The following is a 20,538-nucleotide window of genomic DNA, read 5'->3' as shown; positions in this document are numbered from 1 at the left end:
CAACCCGGAGGAACTCATGGCTGACCAGATGTACACCGACACCGACTCCTATGCCCGCGGCGAGTCCGAGCCTGCACTGCTGACTCAGACGATCGGCGCGACGCTGGCCGCCACCGCGGAGAGGTTCCCGGACTCTGTCGCGCTCATCGACGCGAGCGTCGACAGGCAGTGGACCTACCGTGAGTTCCGGCGCGACGTCCGGGCCCTCGCCGCCGGGCTGTTGCGGCTGGGTGTGAACCCGGGTGATCGGGTGGCGTTGTGGTCGCCGAACAGGTTCGAATGGGTCCTCACCCAGTTCGCCGCCGCTGAGATCGGTGCGGTGCTCGTGGTGATCAATCCGTCGTACCGTCGTCACGAACTGGCGTACGTCCTCGGGCAGTCGGGAACGACCGTGGTGCTCGCGGCTGAGCGGTTCCGCGACTCCGAGTACGCGGTGATGCTCGACGACGTCAGGGATCAGCTTTCGGAGCTCCGTCAGGTCGTGTTGTTCGAGTCGGACGGGTTCGCGACGCTGTTGTCCGAGCCGACGGCCGACGAGCTCGCCGCCGTCGACGAGATCGCCTCTCGACTCGACGCCGACGACGCCATCAACATCCAGTACACGTCGGGGACCACGGGCTCGCCGAAGGGCGTCACCCTGTCGCACACCAATATCGGAAACAACGGGTTCCTCGTCGGCGAGCTGGTGAACTACACCGAAGCCGACCGCATCTGCCTGCCGGTGCCGTTCTACCACTGCTTCGGCATGGTGATGGGCAATCTCGCCGCGATCTCGCACGGGTCGGCGATGGTGATCCCGGGCCCGGCGTTCGACCCGGCGACTGCGCTCGCGGCGGTCGAGAAGTACGGCTGCACGAGCCTGTACGGTGTGCCGACGATGTTCATCGCCGAACTCGCGTTGCTTGACACAGGCGCGTCGTACGACCTGTCGACGTTGAGGACGGGCATCATGGCGGGTTCGCCGTGCCCGGAGGCGGTGATGCGTCGGGTGATCGACGAGATGAACATGGCCGAAGTGTCGATTTGCTACGGAATGACCGAGACCAGCCCGGTCTCCACTCAGACCCGTACCGACGACGAGCTCGACTTGCGCGTCGGCACCGTCGGCCGGGTCGGACCGCACCTGGAGATCAAGATCGTCGACCCGGTGACGCGCGAAGTGCTTCCGCGTGGTGAGACCGGCGAGTTCTGCACGCGTGGCTACTCGGTGATGCAGGGCTACTGGAACGAGCCGGAGAAGACCGCGGACGCGATCGACGCCGACGGCTGGATGCGCACAGGCGACTTGGGCGTGATGGGCGACGACGGCTACGCCCGCATCACGGGCCGGATCAAAGACATGGTGATCCGCGGCGGCGAGAACATCTACCCGCGTGAGATCGAGGAGTTCCTCTACACGCACCCCGACATCGTCGACGCGCAGGTCATCGGCGTGCCGGACGAGAAGTACGGCGAAGAACTGATGGCGTGGGTCCGCGTGCGCGATGGCGCCGCACCGTTGGACGCCGACGCTGTACGTGAGTTCGCGACCGGTCACATCTCGCGCCACAAGATCCCGCGGTATGTCCACGTGGTGGAGGAGTTCCCGATGACCGTGACAGGCAAGGTCCGGAAGGTCGAGATGCGCGAGAAGTCGATCGAGTTCCTCGGGCTCGTCAAGTGACCGAGTCTCAGATCAGCCGTTTTGCAGAGAATTACGGCGACAGTGTGGGCCGTGATCTGACCGAGTACGGCGCCCTGTGGGAGCAGTCGGTCGCCGACCTTCCGGGCTTCTGGCGAGCGGTGTGGGATCACTTCGCCCTGGACACGATCGCCGCGGCGCCTCTCGAGGACGGCGACGACGCCGTGCTCGCGGATCGCGACATGCCGGGCGCACGATGGTTCCCCGGCGTCGAACTGAACTACGTCGACGCGGTGCTGGCAAACTCGGGGCTCGAGGGCGCCGCGATCGTCGGGATCACCGAGGACGGGACGCGCACGGAGATCTCCTGGGCGGAACTCCCCGGACTTGTCGGAGCAGTGGCACGCACGTTGGCGGAGGCGGGGGTCGGGCGAGGGGACGTCGTCGCCGCCTACCTGCCGGACGTTCCGGAGACGGTGATCGCGTTCCTCGCCACCGCGTCGCTCGGTGCACTGTGGTCGGGATGCGGTCAGGACTACGCACCAGAAGGCGCCGCCGGGCGTATGGCTCAACTCGCCCCGAAGGTGCTCTTCTCGTCATCGGGTTACCGCTACAACGGTAAGGACGTCGACAAGCGGGCTGATTCCGAGGAACTCGCCGTGCTCCTCGGCGTGTCGACGCACATCGTGGTCGGTGAGTCCGTGGACGGCGCGGTGTCCTGGGACGAGGCGACCGCGGACCGCACGCGCCCTGTCGAACCAGTCAAAGTCCCGTTCGATCATCCGCTGTGGGTTCTGTTCTCCTCCGGAACCACCGGCAAGCCCAAGGGCATCGTCCACGGTCACGGCGGTGTGGTGCTCGAGCACCTCAAGGCCGCCGGACTGCACAGCGATCTGCGTCCCGGCTCGGTGTTCTTCTGGCAGACGGCGCTCAGTTGGATGATGTGGAACTTCCAGGCCGCCGGACTCCTCGTCGGTGCGCGGATCGTCACCTACAGCGGATCGCCGCTGTATCCCGACGCCGACACTCTGTGGCGGATCGTCGCCGATGAGAAGGTCACCTACTTCGGAACCAGCCCGGGCCAGTTGCAGGCGTCGCGGAAGGCAGGACTTCGGCCGGGTGCCGACCATGATCTATCGGCACTGGAAGCGCTCGGAAGCACCGGATCGACGCTCGCAGCAGACCTGTTCACCTGGGTGGACGACAACGTCGCAGCCGGATTGCCGATCTCCTCCATCAGCGGCGGAACGGATGTGGTGTCGGCGTTCGCGGGTGGTTCGACGGGCGTCCCGGTGGTCGCAGGCGAACTGTCCGTCCGATATCTCGGGGTGGCCCTGGAGAGCTGGTCGCCGCAGGCGAAGCCGCTCATCGGCGAAGTCGGGGAGATGGTGATCTCCGCACCGATGCCGTCGATGCCGGTCCACTTCTGGGACGACCCGGACGGTGAGAGGTACCGAAAGGCGTACTTCGCGCATGAGTGGGACGCGGTTGACGTCCCGACCGTCTGGCGTCACGGGGACTGGGTGACCGTCACCGACCGAGGCTCGCTCATCATTCACGGACGAAGCGATGCGACCCTCAACCGCAACGGCATCCGCATGGGTTCGGCTGACATCTACGAGGTCGTCGAAGGCATCAGTGAGATCGCCGAGGCGTTTGTGCTCGGCGTCGACGGCCCCGGCGGCGAATATTGGATGCCGCTGTTCGTCACCCTGGTGCCGGGCGCGGAGCTGACCGACGAGTTGACCGCACAGATCGCGTCCCAGGTCAAGACGCGACTCTCGGCCCGCCACGTGCCGGATGAGGTGATCGTCGCACCGGGGATCCCGCATACCCGGACGGGCAAGAAACTGGAAGTCCCGGTGACGGCGATCCTCGCCGGCCGGACCGAGGTGAGCATCGACCCGAAGTCGGTGGACGACTACTCGCTCATCGACTGGTACGCCGAGCAGGGGCGTACTCACCGAGGCTGAGATCAGAACGCGCCAGACACGCATGTCGGACCCTCTCAGGCGACGTGTATTAGCGTGGACTGCGTTCGTCGGAACGGCCGATGATGTGAGTTCGACGTGAGGGAGCGACACGATGACCTACCCGCAGTCCGGCGGTTACGGCTACGGCCAGGATCCGCAGGGGGCCCAGAACCAGCAGTACGGCCAGCAGGGTTACGACCCCGCGCAGGGACAGTACGGCCAGGCCGCGCAGTACGGTCAACAGGCTCAGGCACAGTACGGTCAGCAGGCGCAGGACCCCTACGGCCAGCAGGCACAGTACGGCTACGGTGCTCCGCAGGCTCCGGCCCCGAGCCAGGGACTCCCCGCTAACACGCCGGCGATCGTCGCCGCCGTCATCGGCGCGCTCGGCGTCATCACGCTGTTCTGCGGGTTCGCCGAGGCGTACTCCGACATCGGCATGAAGCTGTTTGAGTCGTTCTACACCGCGCCGTATCTTGCAGTTGTGGTCGCGGGCCTGATCGCGCTGTCGACGTTTGTCCTCGGTGCCGAGAAGTGGGCGATAGGCACGGTGTTCGCATCGACTGTGGCCGCGGCAGTTGTGACGGTGCTCGTCTTCGCCACGACGGAAGGCGAGAACGGCACCGGAGCGATCATCCTGCTCATCACGTCGATTCTGGCGGCGATCGCCGCAGTCGTGTGGCTGCTGATCGAGGGCGGCCAGATCAAGTTGGCTCCCGCCGACGCTGCAGCGACCGCGGGTTCGGTCGGCTACGCGGCACCCGCCGCCGACCAGTACGCCGCTGCACCCCAGACCGCAGATCCGTACGCCGCACAGCAGCAGGCAGCGGCCCAGCAGGCGCAGCAGCCCGCAGCGGGATACGGCTACGGGTACGGTCAGCAGGCTCAGGGCCAGGCTCCCGCAACCCAGCAGCCCGAGGCGCAGGGCTACACCCCCGCGACCCAGGCGATCTCGACTAACCAGCAGCCCGCTGCCGGGTACGGTCAGCCCGCGGGCGACGTGAACGCCACCACCGCGTTCGTCAAGCCGAACACCGATCCGGGCGCGGCCACCCCGCAGTCCGAGCAGCAGTAACACTCAGGTTCGCCGCGACCGCGTGAGTCCAACGCCGAACTCCCTGGCCGCCCGCCTCCGGCAGGTGCGCCTCACTCGTCGTGCCGACGTGACCCCACGAAAGGCAGCGACGTGGGATCTGGTGAAGGTCGCACTGCTGTCCCCGATGATCACCGTGATCGTGATCGCGGTGATCATCGGGATCATTCGTCTCCTGGCGGGCGACGGTCTCTCCGGTCTCGGCTCCGCCGTCGCTGCGGGATGGCTCGCGGTGAACCAGGTGCCCGTCACGATCGGCGGCGTCACTCTGGGAATCCTTCCGCTCCTGCCGACCCTGCTCGCGGCCGCCGGAACGGTGAAAGTCGTCGCCGAAGGCGCCTCGACTGCCCGTGAACTCCCTGATCTGATCGGCATCGCCGGCGCCGCGCTCGGCGGTTCGATGCTCGTCACCACGCTGTCCCTTGCGGTGATCGCCGACGGTTCCGCGGTGACGCCGATCGGCCAACCCGATTCACTGCAGGCGTTCGGCTACACGTTGCTGGTCCAGGGAGTGGCGGTCCTGGTCGGCGTCGCCATCCCGAGCTTGAAGCCGATCCTCACCGAGTTCGCGGTTCCGGCCACCGAGCGCGTCGGAGCGCGCGGTGGTCTGATCGCGTTCGGCCTGTTCATCGCTGGCGGCGCGGCCATGGTGTTCGCGGGGATCATCGCGCACTGGGGCGCGATGAGGACGATGATCGACGACGGAAACACTGTCGACGGCTATCTCGGGCTCACCGTGCTCTCTGTGCTGTACCTGCCCAACATGATCGTCGGCGCCACGGCGATCAGCACCGGGGCGAGCGCCCAACTCGGAACCACCGTGCTCGACGCATTCGACGTCGCGCGCGGTGAGGTCCCGCCGCTGCCGGTCACCGCTGCACTCCCCGAGACGAGCATCGGACCGCTCGGTGCATTCGTCTTCGTGATCCCGCTGATCGCCGGTGCGGTTCTCGGCTGGTACTGCCGCAGCGACGACCCTGTTCGTCACCTTCGAGCCGTCGGCATCGGAGCAGCCGTCGCCGCCGCGCTGATGGTCGCCGCCGCGTGGGTGTCCGGCGGTCGCCTCGGCGAACTCGGCCATTCCGGTGTCAACGTGCCGACCGCCGGTGTCTACACCTTCGCTTGGCTCGCGCTCGGCGGAGGTCTGGTCGTCGCAGTCCTCTGGCTCGCCGACGGCGGGTTCGCCGGTCGTCGACGAGCGGCCGAAGAGGTCGGCGACGACCTCGACGATTGGTTCGACGTCCCCGAATCAGGCTCGGTCGACGCGGATGCAGGCGATGCGTCCGTCGACGACGCTCCCGATCTTGCCGGTCGGGAAGCAGCCGATGAGGCCGACGACGATGCGGCTCTCGCCGATGACACGTCGACGCCGGGCACGGATGCCGCCGAGGCGCCCGCCTTCGGCACTGATCCACTCACCGAGACCGACCCGGGGAAGCACTGATTCTCCTCGTCGATCAGAACCCCCTCCGACAGCGCTGCGTATGCAGAGGTGGGGCGGAAGGCGACGTGGTCTGCAACACGCCTTAAACTCGTTCCTGTGACAGGCCCCCAGGACGCATCGCGCACCGAGAAGTCGCCCGTTGTGGTCCTCGCCTCCGGAACCGGCTCGCTCTTCGCGTCGATTCTCGAGCATGCGAGCCGGCCCGATGCATCGTTCACCGTGGTCGGCGCAGTCGTCGACAGGGACTGTGCAGCCGTCGGCATCGCCGACGCCGCGGGGATCCCAGTCATCCGGTGCCGACTGAAAGACCACCCGGACCGTGCTGCGTGGGACGCCGCACTCGCCGCCGACGTCGCGAACATGAGTCCGGAATGGGTTGTGACCGCGGGTTTCATGAAGATTCTCGGTCCCGCGTTCCTCAACCGATTCGGTGGGACGATCGTCAACTCGCACCCAGCCCTGCTGCCCGCCTTCCCCGGCGCGCACGGAGTCGCCGACGCGCTCGCGTACGGCGTCAAAATCACCGGCACCACCGTCCACCTCGTCGACGACGGCGTGGACACCGGCCCGATCCTGGCTCAACGAATCGTCGAGGTTCGCCCCGACGACACCGAGGCCTCCCTGCACGAACGCATCAAAATCGTCGAACGCGCTCTGCTGCCAGAAGTAGTGGACGCGCTCGCCGCCCGTGGCGTTGTCACCGATGGACGAAAGGCACACCTCAAGTGAACGCAACTGCAGATCGCCGCGCCGTGCGGCGCGCACTGGTCAGCGTCTACGACAAGACAGGACTGACTGAACTCGCGACCGCGCTGCACGCAGCGGGTGTGGAGATCGTGTCGACCGGCTCCACTGCGAAGACGATCGCCGGTGCGGGCGTCCCCGTCATCGAGGTCAGCGAACTGACGGGCTTCCCCGAATGCCTCGAAGGCCGCGTCAAGACCCTGCACCCGCGCGTGCACGCAGGCGTTCTCGCGGACACCCGCAAAGCGGATCACCTTCGTCAGCTCGACGAACTCGGCATCGCGCCGTTCGAGCTGGTGGTGGTGAACCTGTACCCGTTCACCGAGACCGTCGCATCCGGTGCGACTCCGGATGAGTGCGTCGAGCAGATCGACATCGGCGGTCCGTCGATGGTCCGCGCGGCGGCGAAGAACCACCCGTCAGTCGGCGTCGTCGTCGACCCGTCCGACTACTCGAAAGTCACCGAAGCGGTCGCCGCGGGCGGCTTCACCCTCGCCGAGCGCAAGGCCCTCGCCGCCAAGGCGTTCCGTCACACCGCCGACTACGACGTCGCGGTCGCCTCGTGGATGAGCAGCGTCGTCGCCCCCGATCCCGAGTCCGACTTCCCGGTGTGGGCCGGTGCGACGTGGGAGCGCGCCGACGTGCTCCGTTACGGCGAGAACCCGCACCAGGCCGCGGCCCTGTACACCTCGACGAACGGTCCGGCAGGCCTCGCGCAAGCCGAGCAGCTGCACGGCAAGGCCATGTCGTTCAACAACTTCACCGACGGTGACGCCGCCTGGCGTGCCGCGTACGACCACGCCGGTCCGGCCGTCGCGATCATCAAGCACGCGAACCCCTGCGGAATCGCCGTGGGCGCCGACATCGCCGAGGCACACCGCCGTGCGCACGCCTGCGACCCGGTCAGCGCCTACGGCGGTGTCATCGCCGCCAACCGCGAGGTGAGCGTCGAGATGGCCGAGCAGGTCGCGGACATCTTCACCGAGGTGATCATCGCGCCGTCGTACGCCGAGGGCGCAGTCGAGGTCCTCTCCCGCAAGAAGAACGTCCGGATCCTCGTCGCCGAGGCCCCGAGTGAGAAGGCCGCCGAGATCCGGCCGGTGTCCGGCGGGATCCTCCTTCAGCAGCGCGACGTGATCGACGCCGAAGGCGACGACCCCGCCAACTGGACGCTCGCCGCGGGCGATGCCGCCGACGAGAAGACTCTCGCCGACCTGGTGTTCGCGTGGCGAGCCTGCCGTGCGGTCAAGTCGAACGCGATCCTGCTGGCCGCCGACGGTGCGTCGGTCGGTGTCGGCATGGGCCAGGTGAACCGAGTGGACTCTGCACACCTCGCGGTGAACCGCGCGGGTGATCGCGCGAAGGGCTCCGTCGGTGCGTCCGACGCGTTCTTCCCGTTCCCGGACGGTCTGCAGGTGCTGCTCGACGCCGGTGTCCGGGCCGTCGTTCAGCCGGGCGGTTCGATCCGCGACAACGAGGTCATCGAAGCGGCCAAGGCCGCGGGCGTGACCATGTACCTCACCGGATCGCGCCACTTCGCGCACTGATCCATGACGCCCGCCGACTTGGTGCTCCTCGTCGGGGCGGGCTTCGCCGCCGGGCTCGTCGGATACGTGACGGGCCTGGCGTCGATCATCAGTTATCCGGCGCTTCTGCTCGTCGGGTTGTCGCCGCTCGCCGCCAACGTCACCAACACGGTGGCGATGGTGGCCGTCGGCGTCGGGAGTTTCGCCAAGTCCGGTCGGGAGCTGATCGACTACGTGGGACGACGCTCTCTCGCTGCCAGCGGCGGCGCGGCCCTCGCCGGGGGAGTCGTCGGCGCGATCCTGCTGTTGTCCGCGCCCGACTCGGTGTTCGCCGTCGTGGTGCCGTACCTCGTGGCGTTCGCATCGATTGCGCTGCTCGTCCAGCCGAAGTTGCGGACCTGGATCACGAATGGCGCCGACCAGCCGGTGGCGTGGCTGATCGGCGTCTTCGCCGTCTCCGTGTACGGCGGATACTTCGGTGCGGGTGCCGGTGTCGCCTTCGTCGCCCTCGCGCTCCTGGTCACGTCGGTGCCGTTGCCGAAGGCCATGATCTACAAGTCGGCGCTGTTGGGTCTCGCGAATGCGGTCGCCGCGGTCGGTTTCATATTCTTCGGTCCCGTTCAGTGGCCCGCAGCGCTGGCGATGGGCGCCGGATGCTTCATCGGCGGATGGGCCGGTCCGCCGGTGGTGGAGAGGCTTCCGGTGACCCCGCTGCGCATCACCATCGGCATCGCCGGGCTCGGACTCGCGGTCTGGCTGGCGGTCTCGTAGAACTGACCCGGGTAGTCGGTTCTACGAGATCAGGGGATCGCACGTCGGATCGTCACGTACGACAATCCGGCGAGTACCGCGTCCACGGCCACGATCAGGCCTGCGGCTTCCAACGGACGCAGGTCGGCGAGCCAGCGTCCGACGGCGGGCCACTGGTCGGCGAAGCTGATGGTGAACGCCGCGACCAGAATCGCCAGTGCGATGCCGATGCCGGTTGCGATCAGCCACACCAAGCCGAACCTCTTGTACAGGGTGGACGCCCAGAACCCGATGGTGAACGCCAGCATGGCGATCGTGAAGTACAGGATCATCGCCGCGATCGGTCCCGAGTCCCAGATCCACGGCAGGTAGAAGAAGTAGGCGTCGAAGCCCCAACCGTCGGTTGCCCGTTCGATGCCGCCGCCGACGATGAAAGCCGCGGTGAGTGTCAGGGAGGTGATGCACGCCGTCGCGAAGGTGCCGATGAAGAACTCTCGCCGGCTGATGCTCAAGGCCTGTGAGAACGGGAACGTGAACGACAGCGCCTGAACGCCGATCACGAGGAAGTACCAGAGCGGAGCCTGCGATCCGCCGCTGTACATGGGATCGGTGCGATCGGACACCGAGAAGGCGACGATTCCGTGGATGGCCATCGTGATCGCGAACGATGCGCTGAGGATCAACAGGGGCATCCAGACGAAGGTCTGCTTGTTTATCAACTGCATGCGGATCACCTTGCCGGTGCGCAGGGTGGTGGTTGCGGTGGTCATCGGAGTGCTCCTTTCGCGTGGGCTCTACTGGGAGCGCCCGGCGTCGTGCGGGTGGTGTCCGCGTGTTGGGTGAAGCGAACGATGAGTTCTTGGAGTGACACCGGTGCGGTGTTCAGGTTCAACTCGTCGATGCGGCGGAGGTCGGCGACGTCGAGCGCGCCGAGGACTGTTGCCGATGCGACGGAGCCGAGTCGTTCGCGGTGGAGTTCTTCGCGTCCGGCGACGAACTCGTCGACCGCGCTCTCCGCGCCGATCACGGTGACCGCTCGACCTCGCAGGTCGTCGGCGTCCTCATCGAGGACGATCGATCCGTCGTCGACCACGAGGACTCGTTCGATCAGGTCGGAGATCTCGTCGATCAGGTGGCTGGACAGCACCACGGTGCGGGGATGCTCGGCGTAGTCGGCCAGCAGGCGGTCGTAGAAGATCTGTCGTGCGACGGCGTCGAGGCCGAGGTACGGCTCGTCGAAGAAGGTGATCTCCGCGCGCGATGCGAGCCCGATGATGACGCCGACCGCGGACAGCTGGCCGCGTGACAGCTTCTTGATCCGGGTCTTGCACGGCAGCCGGAACTCGTCGATGAGTCGCGTGGCGAGGTCGTCGTCCCAATTCGGGAAGAACAGTTTCGCGGCGGCGAAGGCATGGGATGGCCGGGCGTCGTCCGGGTACTTCTGGCTCTCGCGGACGAAGCAGATCCGGGAGAGGACGCCCGGGTTCTCGTAGGGGTCTTCGCCGAAGATCCGGGCGTCGCCCGCCGTCGCGAAGTTCTGTGCGGTGAGGATCGACATGAGCGTTGTCTTTCCTGCGCCGTTGCGACCGAACAGGCCGCATATCGTGTTCGTCGGGATGTCGAAATCGACGGAGTCCAGAACCGTGTTGTCGCCGTAGCGCTTGGTGAGGCCGCGTGCGCTGACTGCCGTCGTGTTCGTCATGTCGGGTCTCCTTCGAGTGCGGTGGTGTGGGGTGCGCGGTCGCGGATGAGGGCGACGAGGTCGTCTGGTTGGAGCCCGAGCCTGCGGGCCTCACCGAGCAACGGCTCGATGAATCGGTCCGCGAACGCCTGCTGACGTTCGCGTCGGAGCGTGTCGCGGGCGCCGGTGGCGACGAACATGCCGACGCCGCGCTGCTTGTAGAGGATTCCCTTGTCGACCAGCATGTTCACGCCTTTCGCCGCTGTTGCGGGGTTGATCCGGTGGAAGGCGGCCAGTTCGTTCGTCGACGGCGCGCGGGTCTCTTCCGCGAGGGTTCCGTCGATGATCGAGTCGGCCACACTGTCCGCGATCTGCTGGAAGAGGGCCCGTCCGTCGTCGATCATGGGCGTCTCCTGTTCTTTGGTTAGTTACTTGACTAACTAACCATGGCACCGGGGGTGCCGAGTGTCAAGGGATTCGTCATGTCAGGGTGGAGCCGTGAATGAGCGACGATGTCCGTGTGGCAGTGGTGAGACCCTGGCCGAATGCTGCGGCCGATTCTTGTCCGGTGGGGTCGCGCCGACCGCTGAAGTCCTGATGAGAAGCCGATTCACGGCGTTCGCCGTCGGCGATCGTGAGTATCTGCTCGACACGTGGCATCCGTCGACTCGCCCATCGTCGGTGGACCTCGACGAGGGGACGCGCTGGCTGCATCTGGAGATCGTCGACGTCGTCGACGGTTCGCTGTTCCATGACGCAGGGATCGTGGAGTTCACTGCGGTCTATCGCGATGCCGACGGCAGGGGTGAGATGACCGAGCGCAGCACATTCGAACGTGTCGACGGACGGTGGCTCTACGTGTCCGGTGTTCATCGCTGAACTTTCTCAACCAAATGGTTGACAATGACGTGGAAGAGGCGTGTACTAGTGATCAACCGGATGGTTGAACAAGGAGGTCGGTGATGTCGGATGATCAGCTCTCGCGAGTGTTCTCGGCACTCGCCGATCCGACCCGACGCGACATGATCGCCCGGTTGACCACGGCAGATGCCACCGTGAACGAACTGGCTGAGCCGTACAACGTGAGTCTGCAGGCGGTGTCCAAGCACCTGAAGGTGCTCGAGGACGCAGGTCTGGTGACTCGAACCCGCGACGCCCAGCGTCGTCCAGTCCACCTGGAAGCGGAGGTGTTCGACCTGATGACCAAATGGATCGAACGCTATCGGCAGCAGGCGGAGTCGCGGTATCGGCGGCTGGACGCGCTGCTCGCCGAGATGAACCCACAGACCGACTCGTCACAGGAGAACGCATCATGACCACCACCGCTCAGGCCGCCATCGAGGCCGACAAGGACCTGCCCGTCATCCGCATCACGCGCGACTTCGCCGCCACCCCCGCGCAGCTGCTCGCTGCTCACCTCGACCAGGACCTGTTCGCCCGATGGGTCGGGCCCGACGGGATGGACACCCGGATCGTCGTGTGGGATGCGCGAGACGGCGGAGAATGGCGTTACGTCGCAGGTAGGGATGGCGAAGAGTACGGATTCCGAGGATGTTTTCACCGCATCGGCGCCGACACGATCGTCCAGACGTTCACCTTCGAAGGCATGCCGGAGGACGTCTCCCTCGAAACACTGCGTTTCGAGGATCTCGGCGACGGACGTACCCGTCTGCACGCGCAGTCGTTGGTCGACAGCTTCGAGGGTCGCGACGCGTGGTTGGCGTCGGGTATGGAGACCGGAGTCGATCAGGGCTATGCAAAGCTCGACGCGATGCTCGCCGCCGGGGAGGTGACGGGCGCATGACCGCACTCGCCTCCGCGGCGCCCGCGGACCGCCATCGCATCGTCGCAGAGGGGTTCGCTGCCGAGATCGCGGCAACAACGGATTGGGACGCGGCGGCACCCGTCGACGGATGGGCCGCGCGCGACGTCGTCCGGCATCTCGTCGAGTGGTTTCCCGCGTTTCTCGAGGCCGGGGGAGTGGAGTTGCCCGCCGTCGCATCGGTCGACGACGATCCCGCGACTGCATGGTCCGCGCGATCGGACGCCATCCAGGACATCCTCGAATCCAGTGACGCCGCACGGGACTTCACTCATCCGAGGCTCGGCACCTTGCCGCTCGAGCGGGCCGTCGACCAGTTCTACTCCGCCGACGTGTTCATGCACACGTGGGACCTAGCGCAGGCGGGTGGCCGTCGTCCGGCGATGGACCAGGAGTTCGCCGCGGCCCTCCTCGAGAGCATGTATCCGATCGAGGAGATCCTCCGTGGCTCAGGCCAATACGGTCCCGCATTTCCGACGCCCGACGAATCTGATCCCGTCGTGTCCCTCGCCGCCTTCATCGGCAGAGATCCGTCGTTCGTCGCCTGAACACGTCCGACTTTGGCGGCGTTTCCCCTGTTCGACGGGGTGAAACGTCGCCAAAGTTGTGTCCAGAGTGTGCCGTCATACGTGATGAGGTCGCGACCTGGAAAGTTTGCGAGTCCTTAACGCCACGCTGATCGCAAGGCTGGGCCGCTCCACGCCGGTCGGCCATTCTTTCTCGGGTGAGTACAACACAGACCGACGTCGACGCCCCGTCGCCGATCGACGACGAGACACCCCAGCCGAGAGGCTTGTGGCGGCATCCGGCCTTCGTGAAGGTCGGGTTGCCCGTCCTGTCTGCGGCACTGTTCGCAGTCCTGTGGCAGGTCGCCGCATCGAGCGGCATCTGGTCGGCGACGTTCGTCCCCAGCATCGGGTCGATCTGGAAGGCGTTCGTCGACATGTCGACCACGCACGACGGGGTCCGCGGCTACGGCGGGTATCTCCTGTGGGAGCACCTGTACATGACTCTCCGACGAGTGCTGCTCGGTGTGACCGTCGGTGTGGTCCTGGGCGTGCTGCTCGGCCTCTCGATGGGCGTGGTCCCGTGGTTCCGTGCGCTCGTGGAGCCGTGGCTCACGTTCCTGCGCGCACTGCCGCCGCTGGCCTACTTCTTCCTGCTGGTGATCTGGCTCGGCATCGACGAGGCGCCCAAGGTGACGTTGCTCGCGCTGGCGGCACTGCCGCCGGCCGCAGTCGCGACCACCTCTGCCGTCGCCGCGACCCCGATCGCATTCGTGGAGGCGGCTAAGGCGCTCGGAGCGAACCGCCTCCAAGTGCTGCGCGACGTGGTGATCCCGTCGGCGCTGCCCGAGACGTTCACCGGCATCCGACTGTCCGTCGGCATCGCCTACTCCTCCGTGGTGGCGGCCGAACTCTTCAACGGAATCCCCGGCATCGGAGGCGTCGTCAAAGACGCCAGCAACTACAACAACACCCCCGCGGTCCTGGTCGGCATTCTCGCCATCGGGCTCTCGGGACTGGTGATCGACGGAATTCTGCGCGTCATCGAACGACGTGCAGTGCCATGGCGCGGAAAGGCGTGACAGATATGAGTACGACCAGCTTCAAGACGAGGCTTCTCGCAGCAGTGGTGGCCGTCGCGGCCGTGGCCGGTCTGTCCGCCTGCGCGATCAGCGACGGAACCGACTCCAGCAAGCCGACCATCCGGCTCGCCTACCAGTCGTTCCCCAGTGGCGACCTCATCGTCAAGAACAACCGCTGGCTCGAAGACGCACTGCCCGATTACAACATCGCCTGGACCAAGTTCGACTCCGGCGCCGACGTGAACACGGCTTTTGTCGCAGGCAAGATCGACTTCGGCGCAATCGGGTCGAGCCCCGTCGCGCGCGGCCTGTCCGATCCGCTCCGCATCGACTACAAGGTCGCGTTTGTGCTCGACGTCGCAGGCGACAACGAGGCCCTCGTCGCCCGCAACGGCAGCGGCGTCAACAGCGTCGCGGACCTGAAGGGCAAGCGAGTCGCGACGGCGTTCGCGTCCACCGCGCACTACTCGCTCCTCGCGGCACTGCGACAGGCGAACGTCGACCCGGCATCGGTCGACCTCATCGACCTGCAGCCGCAGGCCTCACTCGCCGCCTGGCAGCGCGGGGACCTCGACGCCGTCTACACCTGGCTCCCCACGCTCGACGAACTCCGCAAGGATGGGAAGACGCTGATCACCAGCCGCGAGATCGCAACGGCCGGCAAGCCGACCCTCGACCTCGGCGTGGTCTCCGGGTCGTTCGCGAAAGATCATCCCGAGGTGGTCGACACCTGGCGCAAGATCCAGGCGCGGGCGCTGCGCCTGATCCACTCCGACCCCGCCGCAGCAGCCAAGGCGATCGCCGCGCAACTCGGAACCACCGAGGAGGACGCCGCCGCACAGCTCAAGCAGGGCACGTACCTGACGCCCGAGGAGATCGCATCAGCGGAATGGCTCGGCACCGACGGTAAGCCCGGCCGTCTGGCGTTCAACCTGTTCAGCGCGGCGCAGTTCCTCGTCGACCAGAAGCAGATTCCGACCGCGCCGAGCGAGCAGGAGTTCGGCAACGCGCTGTACACGAAGGGATTGCCCGATGTCCTTGCTGACAAGTAGGAAAGCGCCCGCTCCGGCCGTGCTCGCCGACTCGACACCGGACGTCGGACGCGTCGAGATTCGAAACCTGGAACGCCGATTCGGAACCGGAGCCGACCGGATCACCGCGCTCGGACCGATCGACCTGGACATCGCGCCGGGAGAGTTCCTCGTCCTGGTCGGTGCATCCGGATCAGGGAAGTCCACGCTCCTCCGGCAGGTGGCGGGGTTCGACTCGCCGACCAAAGGCACGGTCGCCATCGACGGCGGCGCGCCACACGCCGGTCGAACCGCGGGAGTCGTGTTCCAGCAGCCGCGCCTGTTCCCGTGGCGGACAGTTCGCGGCAACGTCGAACTGGCGCTCGGATACGCCGGAGTCGCACGGTCGCAGCGGCACGCCAAGGCCGACGAACTCCTCGCGAGAGTCGGACTCGAAGGCACCGCGAAGCGGCGGGTGTGGGAGATCTCCGGCGGTCAGCAGCAGCGTGTCGCCATCGCACGTGCCCTCGCAGTCGAGACGCCCGTCCTGCTGATGGACGAGCCGTTCGCCGCACTCGATGCACTGACGCGTGAACGACTCCAAGACGACATCCGACTGGTCAGCGCCACCACCGGACGCACCACGATCTTCGTCACCCATAGTGCAGAAGAGGCAGCGTTTCTCGGCACTCGCATCGTCGTCCTGTCGAAACGGCCGGGGCAGGTGGTGGCCGACATCGCGTCGCCCCTGGCGCGCGACGCCAAACCGGAACACGTCCGCGACTCGCTTGAATTCTCTGCGCTTCGCCAAGAGATCTCGACAGCGGTCAAGTCCGCCGCGCAGTGACCATCACAGACACCGAAAGGAACCTCCCATGACCGCATCGATCAACGGCTCCGCTCCGACCACGACGCGAGCTTCCGACAACATCTCGTCGGGTGTCGAGTTCGACATCACTCCGATCGGCCCGACACACGGCGCCCGAATCTCCGGTTTCGACATCGCCACCGCGTCCGACTCCCAGATCGCCGCGCTGCGCATCGCGCTCGCCGAACACAAGGTCCTCGTGCTGAACGACCAGCACCTCGACGACGACCAGCACGTCCGTTTCGCCGCACGAATCGGTGATCTCACCGCCGGGCATCCGGTGTGGGACAGCGGCGCCGACCTGCCTGCCGAGGTGTACTCGCTGGACAGCACCGACAACGGGTTCGCAGACGTCTGGCACACTGACGTCACGTTCATGCCGCGTCCGCCTGCCGCGTCCATCCTTCGTCCGCTGGTGCTCCCTCAACTCGGCGGCGACACCAACTGGGCCGACGGCGAAGCCGCATACGCGTCGTTGTCGTCGCCGATGCAGCGGCTCGCCGACGAACTCGTCGCCGTCCACGACGGCAACCGGGAGTTCGGCTACTACCTGCGCCATCGCCGATCAGGCAAGGGCAACGTGTGGGACGGAGAAGAGGTCACCGGCCTGCGTCCAGTGCGGCATCCCGTCGTCCGAATCCACCCGGTCACCGGACGGAAGGCGCTGTTCGTGAACCCCGGATTCACCTCGCACATCGCGGGCGTCTCCGAGGCGGAGAGCCGCGGACTGCTCGACGCGTTCTACGGGCATCTGACCAAGCCCGAGCACATCGTGCGGCACAGCTGGAGCCTCGGCGACGTGGTCCTGTGGGACAACCGGAGCACTGCCCACTACGCGAACCGCGACTACTCGCAGCGACGCATCATGCACCGCGTGACCCTTCGCGGCGACCGTCCGGTGGGACCGCAGGGCCATGTCGAGCCGTTCGGTGACGAATCGGGCCACTGGTGGGCCGCGGAGTCGAAGTCCGTCGGCTGAGCCGAACCTCGAGAACCGACCACGGGTAACGTGGGTCACGTGGCAGATTCCAGCAATCCTCCCCAGATCCACACCCTCGGCGAGCTGCGCGCGTCAGATCACATCGAACGCGATGTGCGGGACGAGATCAGGCACAACCTCCTCGCCGCACTGCGCAACGGAGACGACCCGTGGCCGGGTGTCGTCGGCTTCGACGACACCGTGATCCCGCAGCTCGAACGGGCCCTGATCGCGGGGCACGACGTAGTCATGCTCGGCGAACGCGGCCAGGGCAAGACTCGTCTGCTCCGTACTCTTGTCGGACTCCTCGATGAGTGGACACCCGTCATCGACGGCTCCGACCTGGACGAGCATCCGTTCTCGCCGATCCTGCCGGAGTCGATCCGGCGGTCGGACGAACTGGGCGACGCGTTGCCCGTCGCGTGGCGGCACCGCACCGAGCGGTACCGCGAGAAGCTCGCTACTCCCGACACATCGGTGGCCGACCTCGTCGGCGACATCGACCCGATGAAGGTGGCCGCGGGGCGCAGCCTCGGCGACCCGGAGACCATTCACTTCGGGCTGATCCCGCGGTCGCACCGTGGCATCATCGCCATCAACGAACTCCCCGATCTCGCCGAACGCATTCAGGTCTCGATGCTGAACGTGATGGAGGAGCGCGACGTCCAGGTGCGCGGCTACAGCCTGCGTCTGCCGCTCGATGTCCTCGTCACCGCCAGCGCGAATCCGGAGGACTACACGAACCGCGGTCGCATCATCACGCCGCTCAAAGACCGGTTCGGCGCCGAGATCCGCACCCACTACCCACTCGACCTGGACGACGAGATCGACGTGGTCGAGCAAGAAGCCGACCTTGTCGCGAGCGTCCCGACACACCTGATCGAGACGCTCGCCCGGTTCACCCGGTACGCACGTGAACATCCGTCGATCGACCAGCGGTCCGGCGTGTCCGCCCGATTCTCGATCGCGGCCGCAGAGACGGTCGCCGCCGCGGCACTGCACCGCGCCGCGGTGACCGGAGAGGACCTGCCCGTCGCTCGTCCGGTCGACCTGCAGTCGGTGATCGAGGTGCTCCGCGGCAAGATCGAGTTCGAGTCCGGTGAGGAGGGACGCGAACTGGAGATCCTCGACTACCTGCTCCGCAAGTCGGTGGCCGACGTGGTCCGCGCTCATCTCGGCGGGCTCGACATGCGCCCGCTGGTGGCCGCTCTCGAGGCGGGCCATCCGGTCCTGACCGGCGACCGCGTGCCTGCCGTTGAGGTCATCGGTGCGATCGGCGACGACTCCGAGGTCCTGGCCGTCCTCGACGAGATCGCGGCCCGCCTCGACGCCGACGACGACGCCGAACGTGCGAGCGCTCTGGAACTCGCGTTGGAAGGACTCTTCCTGGCCAGGCGCATCGGGAAGGACGAGGACGAGCAGGGGCGCACGGCGTACTCGGTCGTGGCCGACGACGAACTCGAACGTGATGGCGCGTAACCGTTTCCACCGCTCTCGTTACGGTCGCTACACCGGCGGACCGGACCCGCTCGCGCCGCCGGTCGACTTGAGGGAGGCGCTCTCGGCGATCGGCGACGACGTCATGCAGGGCGTGTCGCCGGAGCGAGCCATGCGCGAGTTCCTGCGCCGCGGCGGGGCGTCGTCGCGCGGTCTCGACCGGCTCGCCGAGGAGGCGAACCGGCGTCGGCGGGAACTGTTGAAGAATCGGAATCTCGACGGCACGTTCGACGAGATCAGAGAACTCCTCGACTCCGCTGTGCTGGCTGAGCGGAAACAACTCGCTCGTGACCTCGACGACGACGCACGGTTCGCCGAGATGCAGATCGGCAACCTTCCCGCGTCGACGGCGAAGGCCGTGCAGGAGTTGTCGGACTACGACTGGCGCAGCCCGGAGGCGCGTGCCGACTACGAGAAGATCTCGGACCTCCTCGGCCGTGAGGCCCTCGATCAGCGGTTCGCGGGTATGAAGGAGGCTCTCGAGGGCGCGACGCCGGAGGATCGGCAACGGATCACCGACATGCTCGCCGACCTGAACGACCTGTTGGCGAAGCACAACAACGGCACCGACACGCAGCAGGACTTCGACGAGTTCATGAATGCGCACGGCGAGTTCTTCCCCGAAGGCCCGCAGAATGTCGACGAACTGATCGACGCCCTCGCCAAGCGGTCGGCCGCCGCTCAACAGTTCTTCAACTCGCTCACTCCGGAGCAGCAGGCCGAGCTCGCCGGGCTCTCACAGCAGGCGTTCGGCTCGCCGGAGTTGATGAACGCGTTGTCGCAGATGGACGACGCTCTTCGCCAAGCCCGACCCGACCTGAACTGGGGTGGATCGCAGGAGTTCTCCGGCGACCAGCCGATGGGCATGGGCGAGGGCGCGGCGGCGTTGCGGGACATCGCCGAACTCGAAGAACTCGCCGAGCAGCTCTCGCAGTCGTATGCAGGTGCGCAGATGGAGGACATCGACCTCGACGCGCTGGCGCGACAACTCGGCGACGACGCCGCTGTTGATGCGCGGACGCTGACTGATCTCGAGAAGGCCCTGCGTGACCAGGGCTTCTTCCGGCGCGACCCGGACGGTTCGATGAAGCTCAGCCCGAAGGCGATGCGCCGTCTGGGGCAGTCGATCCTGAAGGACGTCGCCGCGCAGTTGTCGTCCCGCGGCGGCGACCGTCGGACCGATCTGGCCGGCCGCCTCGGTGAGCCGACCGGTGCCACCCGGGAGTGGGCGTTCGGCGACACCGAACCCTGGGACGTGACGCGGACGGTCACCAACGCCGTGCTCCGCACGGTCGCCGAGCAGAGCGACCCTACCTCGGGAGTGCAGATCGACGTCCGTGACGTCGAGGTCACTGAGACCGAAGCCCGGACCCAGGCCGCGGTCGTGCTCCTCGTCGACACGTCGTTCTCCATGGTCATGGAGGGCCGGTGGACGCCGATGAAGCGCACGGCGCTCGCGTTGAACCAGCTGATCTCCACCCGCTTCCGGTCCGACGAACTGCATCTCATCGAGTTCGGCAGGCATGCGCGGTCGACGACTGTCGACGAACTCACCGGGCTGGAACCGCGGATGGAGCAGGGCACGAACCTCCATCACGCCCTCCTGCTGGCGCACCGCCATCTGCGGCGGTTCCCGAACGCTCAGCCTGTGGTCCTCATCGTCACCGACGGTGAGCCGACGGCTCATCTCGAGCCGGACGGCGAGGCGTTCTTCTGGTATCCGCCGCACCCCGAGACCATCGGTAAGACTGTCCGCGAACTCGATCACCTGTCGCGGATGGGCACGCAGATCACGTTCTTTCGACTCGGTGACGATCCGGGTCTGGCGAACTTCATCGACCGCGTCGCCCGGCGTATCGGTGGCCGAGTGGTCGCGCCGGAACTCGACGGTCTCGGCGCCGCCGTCGTCGGTGATTACCTGCGTGCGCGTCGTGCCAGATGA

20 protein-coding genes are annotated in these 20,538 nt (G+C 66.7%); 17 read left to right on the top strand and 3 right to left on the bottom strand.

Going from position 1 to position 20,538, the window contains the following annotated elements:
• Nucleotides 1–16 precede the first annotated feature (16 nt).
• The 7 genes from GM1_RS11640 to GM1_RS11610 all read left to right on the top strand — a co-directional run bounded on the left by GM1_RS11640 (nt 17) and on the right by GM1_RS11610 (nt 9,172).
• Nucleotides 17–1,663, top strand: coding sequence for an AMP-binding protein (locus GM1_RS11640; RefSeq protein WP_008379059.1), 1,647 nt, complete (start codon nt 17–19; stop codon nt 1,661–1,663).
• An 11-nt stretch (nt 1,664–1,674) separates the two neighbouring features.
• Nucleotides 1,675–3,594: an acetoacetate--CoA ligase gene (locus GM1_RS11635; protein WP_373278342.1), complete on the top strand. Its 1,920-nt coding sequence runs from the start codon at nt 1,675–1,677 to the stop codon at nt 3,592–3,594.
• A 112-nt stretch (nt 3,595–3,706) separates the two neighbouring features.
• Entirely contained in the window at nt 3,707–4,669 is a 963-nt protein-coding gene (locus tag GM1_RS11630; protein WP_008379056.1) for a DUF5336 domain-containing protein, read from the top strand.
• Between the two features lie 88 nt (nt 4,670–4,757).
• Nucleotides 4,758–6,131, top strand: a complete 1,374-nt coding sequence (locus GM1_RS11625; protein ID WP_157435971.1) for a cell division protein PerM — start codon at nt 4,758–4,760, stop codon at nt 6,129–6,131.
• A 96-nt stretch (nt 6,132–6,227) separates the two neighbouring features.
• The gene (gene purN, locus GM1_RS11620) at nt 6,228–6,860 is read left to right on the top strand and encodes a phosphoribosylglycinamide formyltransferase (protein WP_040519975.1); all 633 of its coding nucleotides are present in this window, start codon (nt 6,228–6,230) and stop codon (nt 6,858–6,860) included.
• Entirely contained in the window at nt 6,857–8,422 is a 1,566-nt protein-coding gene (gene purH / locus GM1_RS11615) for a bifunctional phosphoribosylaminoimidazolecarboxamide formyltransferase/IMP cyclohydrolase (RefSeq protein ID WP_008379050.1), read from the top strand. The genes purN and purH overlap by 4 nt, the downstream gene beginning before the upstream one ends.
• Before the next feature lie 3 nt (nt 8,423–8,425).
• Nucleotides 8,426–9,172, top strand: coding sequence for a sulfite exporter TauE/SafE family protein (locus GM1_RS11610; RefSeq protein WP_008379049.1), 747 nt, complete (start codon nt 8,426–8,428; stop codon nt 9,170–9,172).
• Nucleotides 9,173–9,201: 29 nt separating this feature from the next.
• Here the strand turns inward: GM1_RS11610 and GM1_RS11605 are convergent, their stop codons facing one another.
• From GM1_RS11605 to GM1_RS11595, 3 genes are read right to left on the bottom strand one after another with little or no spacing between them, the layout of a single operon-like run.
• Nucleotides 9,202–9,921, bottom strand: a complete 720-nt coding sequence (locus GM1_RS11605; protein WP_008379047.1) for a hypothetical protein — start codon at nt 9,919–9,921, stop codon at nt 9,202–9,204.
• A complete protein-coding gene (locus tag GM1_RS11600; RefSeq protein WP_008379046.1) occupies nt 9,918–10,853 on the bottom strand; it encodes an ABC transporter ATP-binding protein in 936 nt (311 codons plus the stop codon). Before GM1_RS11600 ends, GM1_RS11605 begins: the two co-directional genes overlap by 4 nt.
• Nucleotides 10,850–11,236, bottom strand: a complete 387-nt coding sequence (locus GM1_RS11595; RefSeq protein WP_008379045.1) for a GntR family transcriptional regulator — start codon at nt 11,234–11,236, stop codon at nt 10,850–10,852. Before GM1_RS11595 ends, GM1_RS11600 begins: the two co-directional genes overlap by 4 nt.
• A 94-nt stretch (nt 11,237–11,330) precedes the next feature.
• Between GM1_RS11595 and GM1_RS11590 the strand changes: the two genes are divergently transcribed.
• The 10 genes from GM1_RS11590 to GM1_RS11545 all read left to right on the top strand — a co-directional run bounded on the left by GM1_RS11590 (nt 11,331) and on the right by GM1_RS11545 (nt 20,538).
• Nucleotides 11,331–11,711, top strand: coding sequence for a YchJ family protein (locus GM1_RS11590; protein ID WP_008379043.1), 381 nt, complete (start codon nt 11,331–11,333; stop codon nt 11,709–11,711).
• An 83-nt stretch (nt 11,712–11,794) separates the two neighbouring features.
• On the top strand, nt 11,795–12,148 hold the full coding sequence (locus GM1_RS11585) for an ArsR/SmtB family transcription factor (protein ID WP_008379041.1): 354 nt from the start codon (nt 11,795–11,797) through the stop codon (nt 12,146–12,148).
• Complete coding sequence (locus tag GM1_RS11580) at nt 12,145–12,636, top strand: SRPBCC domain-containing protein (protein ID WP_008379039.1); 492 nt, start codon at nt 12,145–12,147, stop codon at nt 12,634–12,636. The genes GM1_RS11585 and GM1_RS11580 overlap by 4 nt, the downstream gene beginning before the upstream one ends.
• Nucleotides 12,633–13,202 carry a DinB family protein gene (locus GM1_RS11575; RefSeq protein WP_008379037.1) on the top strand — a complete coding sequence of 190 codons (570 nt, stop codon included), beginning with the start codon at nt 12,633–12,635 and terminating at the stop codon, nt 13,200–13,202. The genes GM1_RS11580 and GM1_RS11575 overlap by 4 nt, the downstream gene beginning before the upstream one ends.
• 215 nt (nt 13,203–13,417) lie before the next feature.
• Nucleotides 13,418–14,242 carry an ABC transporter permease gene (locus GM1_RS11570; protein ID WP_052005386.1) on the top strand — a complete coding sequence of 275 codons (825 nt, stop codon included), beginning with the start codon at nt 13,418–13,420 and terminating at the stop codon, nt 14,240–14,242.
• Between the two features lie 5 nt (nt 14,243–14,247).
• Entirely contained in the window at nt 14,248–15,294 is a 1,047-nt protein-coding gene (locus GM1_RS11565) for a taurine ABC transporter substrate-binding protein (RefSeq protein ID WP_008379033.1), read from the top strand.
• The gene (locus tag GM1_RS11560) at nt 15,275–16,099 is read left to right on the top strand and encodes an ABC transporter ATP-binding protein (RefSeq protein ID WP_085950669.1); all 825 of its coding nucleotides are present in this window, start codon (nt 15,275–15,277) and stop codon (nt 16,097–16,099) included. The genes GM1_RS11565 and GM1_RS11560 overlap by 20 nt, the downstream gene beginning before the upstream one ends.
• A 28-nt stretch (nt 16,100–16,127) precedes the next feature.
• The gene (locus GM1_RS11555) at nt 16,128–17,099 is read left to right on the top strand and encodes a TauD/TfdA dioxygenase family protein (protein WP_008379029.1); all 972 of its coding nucleotides are present in this window, start codon (nt 16,128–16,130) and stop codon (nt 17,097–17,099) included.
• A 39-nt stretch (nt 17,100–17,138) separates the two neighbouring features.
• Nucleotides 17,139–18,578: a magnesium chelatase ATPase subunit I gene (locus tag GM1_RS11550; protein WP_008379027.1), complete on the top strand. Its 1,440-nt coding sequence runs from the start codon at nt 17,139–17,141 to the stop codon at nt 18,576–18,578.
• Nucleotides 18,568–20,538 carry a VWA domain-containing protein gene (locus GM1_RS11545; RefSeq protein WP_008379025.1) on the top strand — a complete coding sequence of 657 codons (1,971 nt, stop codon included), beginning with the start codon at nt 18,568–18,570 and terminating at the stop codon, nt 20,536–20,538. Before GM1_RS11550 ends, GM1_RS11545 begins: the two co-directional genes overlap by 11 nt.

This window comes from Gordonia malaquae NBRC 108250 (assembly GCF_000344135.1).
GTDB lineage: Bacteria > Actinomycetota > Actinomycetes > Mycobacteriales > Mycobacteriaceae > Gordonia > Gordonia malaquae.
The sequence above is the reverse complement of the archived record's forward strand: the minus strand, read 5'-3'. Positions and strand labels throughout refer to the sequence as shown.

Bases quoted from the DNA above. Each gene is read 5' to 3' on its own strand.
- GM1_RS11640 (WP_008379059.1), top strand. From the start codon at position 17: ATGGCTGACCAGATGTACACCGACACCGACTCCTATGCCCGCGGCGAG.
- GM1_RS11630 (WP_008379056.1), top strand. From the start codon at position 3,707: ATGACCTACCCGCAGTCCGGCGGTTACGGCTACGGCCAGGATCCGCAG.
- GM1_RS11610 (WP_008379049.1), top strand. From the start codon at position 8,426: ATGACGCCCGCCGACTTGGTGCTCCTCGTCGGGGCGGGCTTCGCCGCC.
- GM1_RS11605 (WP_008379047.1), bottom strand. From the start codon at position 9,921: ATGACCACCGCAACCACCACCCTGCGCACCGGCAAGGTGATCCGCATG.
- GM1_RS11600 (WP_008379046.1), bottom strand. From the start codon at position 10,853: ATGACGAACACGACGGCAGTCAGCGCACGCGGCCTCACCAAGCGCTAC.
- GM1_RS11595 (WP_008379045.1), bottom strand. From the start codon at position 11,236: ATGATCGACGACGGACGGGCCCTCTTCCAGCAGATCGCGGACAGTGTG.
- GM1_RS11585 (WP_008379041.1), top strand. From the start codon at position 11,795: ATGTCGGATGATCAGCTCTCGCGAGTGTTCTCGGCACTCGCCGATCCG.
- GM1_RS11580 (WP_008379039.1), top strand. From the start codon at position 12,145: ATGACCACCACCGCTCAGGCCGCCATCGAGGCCGACAAGGACCTGCCC.
- GM1_RS11575 (WP_008379037.1), top strand. From the start codon at position 12,633: ATGACCGCACTCGCCTCCGCGGCGCCCGCGGACCGCCATCGCATCGTC.
- GM1_RS11565 (WP_008379033.1), top strand. From the start codon at position 14,248: ATGAGTACGACCAGCTTCAAGACGAGGCTTCTCGCAGCAGTGGTGGCC.
- GM1_RS11560 (WP_085950669.1), top strand. From the start codon at position 15,275: ATGTCCTTGCTGACAAGTAGGAAAGCGCCCGCTCCGGCCGTGCTCGCC.
- GM1_RS11555 (WP_008379029.1), top strand. From the start codon at position 16,128: ATGACCGCATCGATCAACGGCTCCGCTCCGACCACGACGCGAGCTTCC.
- GM1_RS11545 (WP_008379025.1), top strand. From the start codon at position 18,568: ATGGCGCGTAACCGTTTCCACCGCTCTCGTTACGGTCGCTACACCGGC.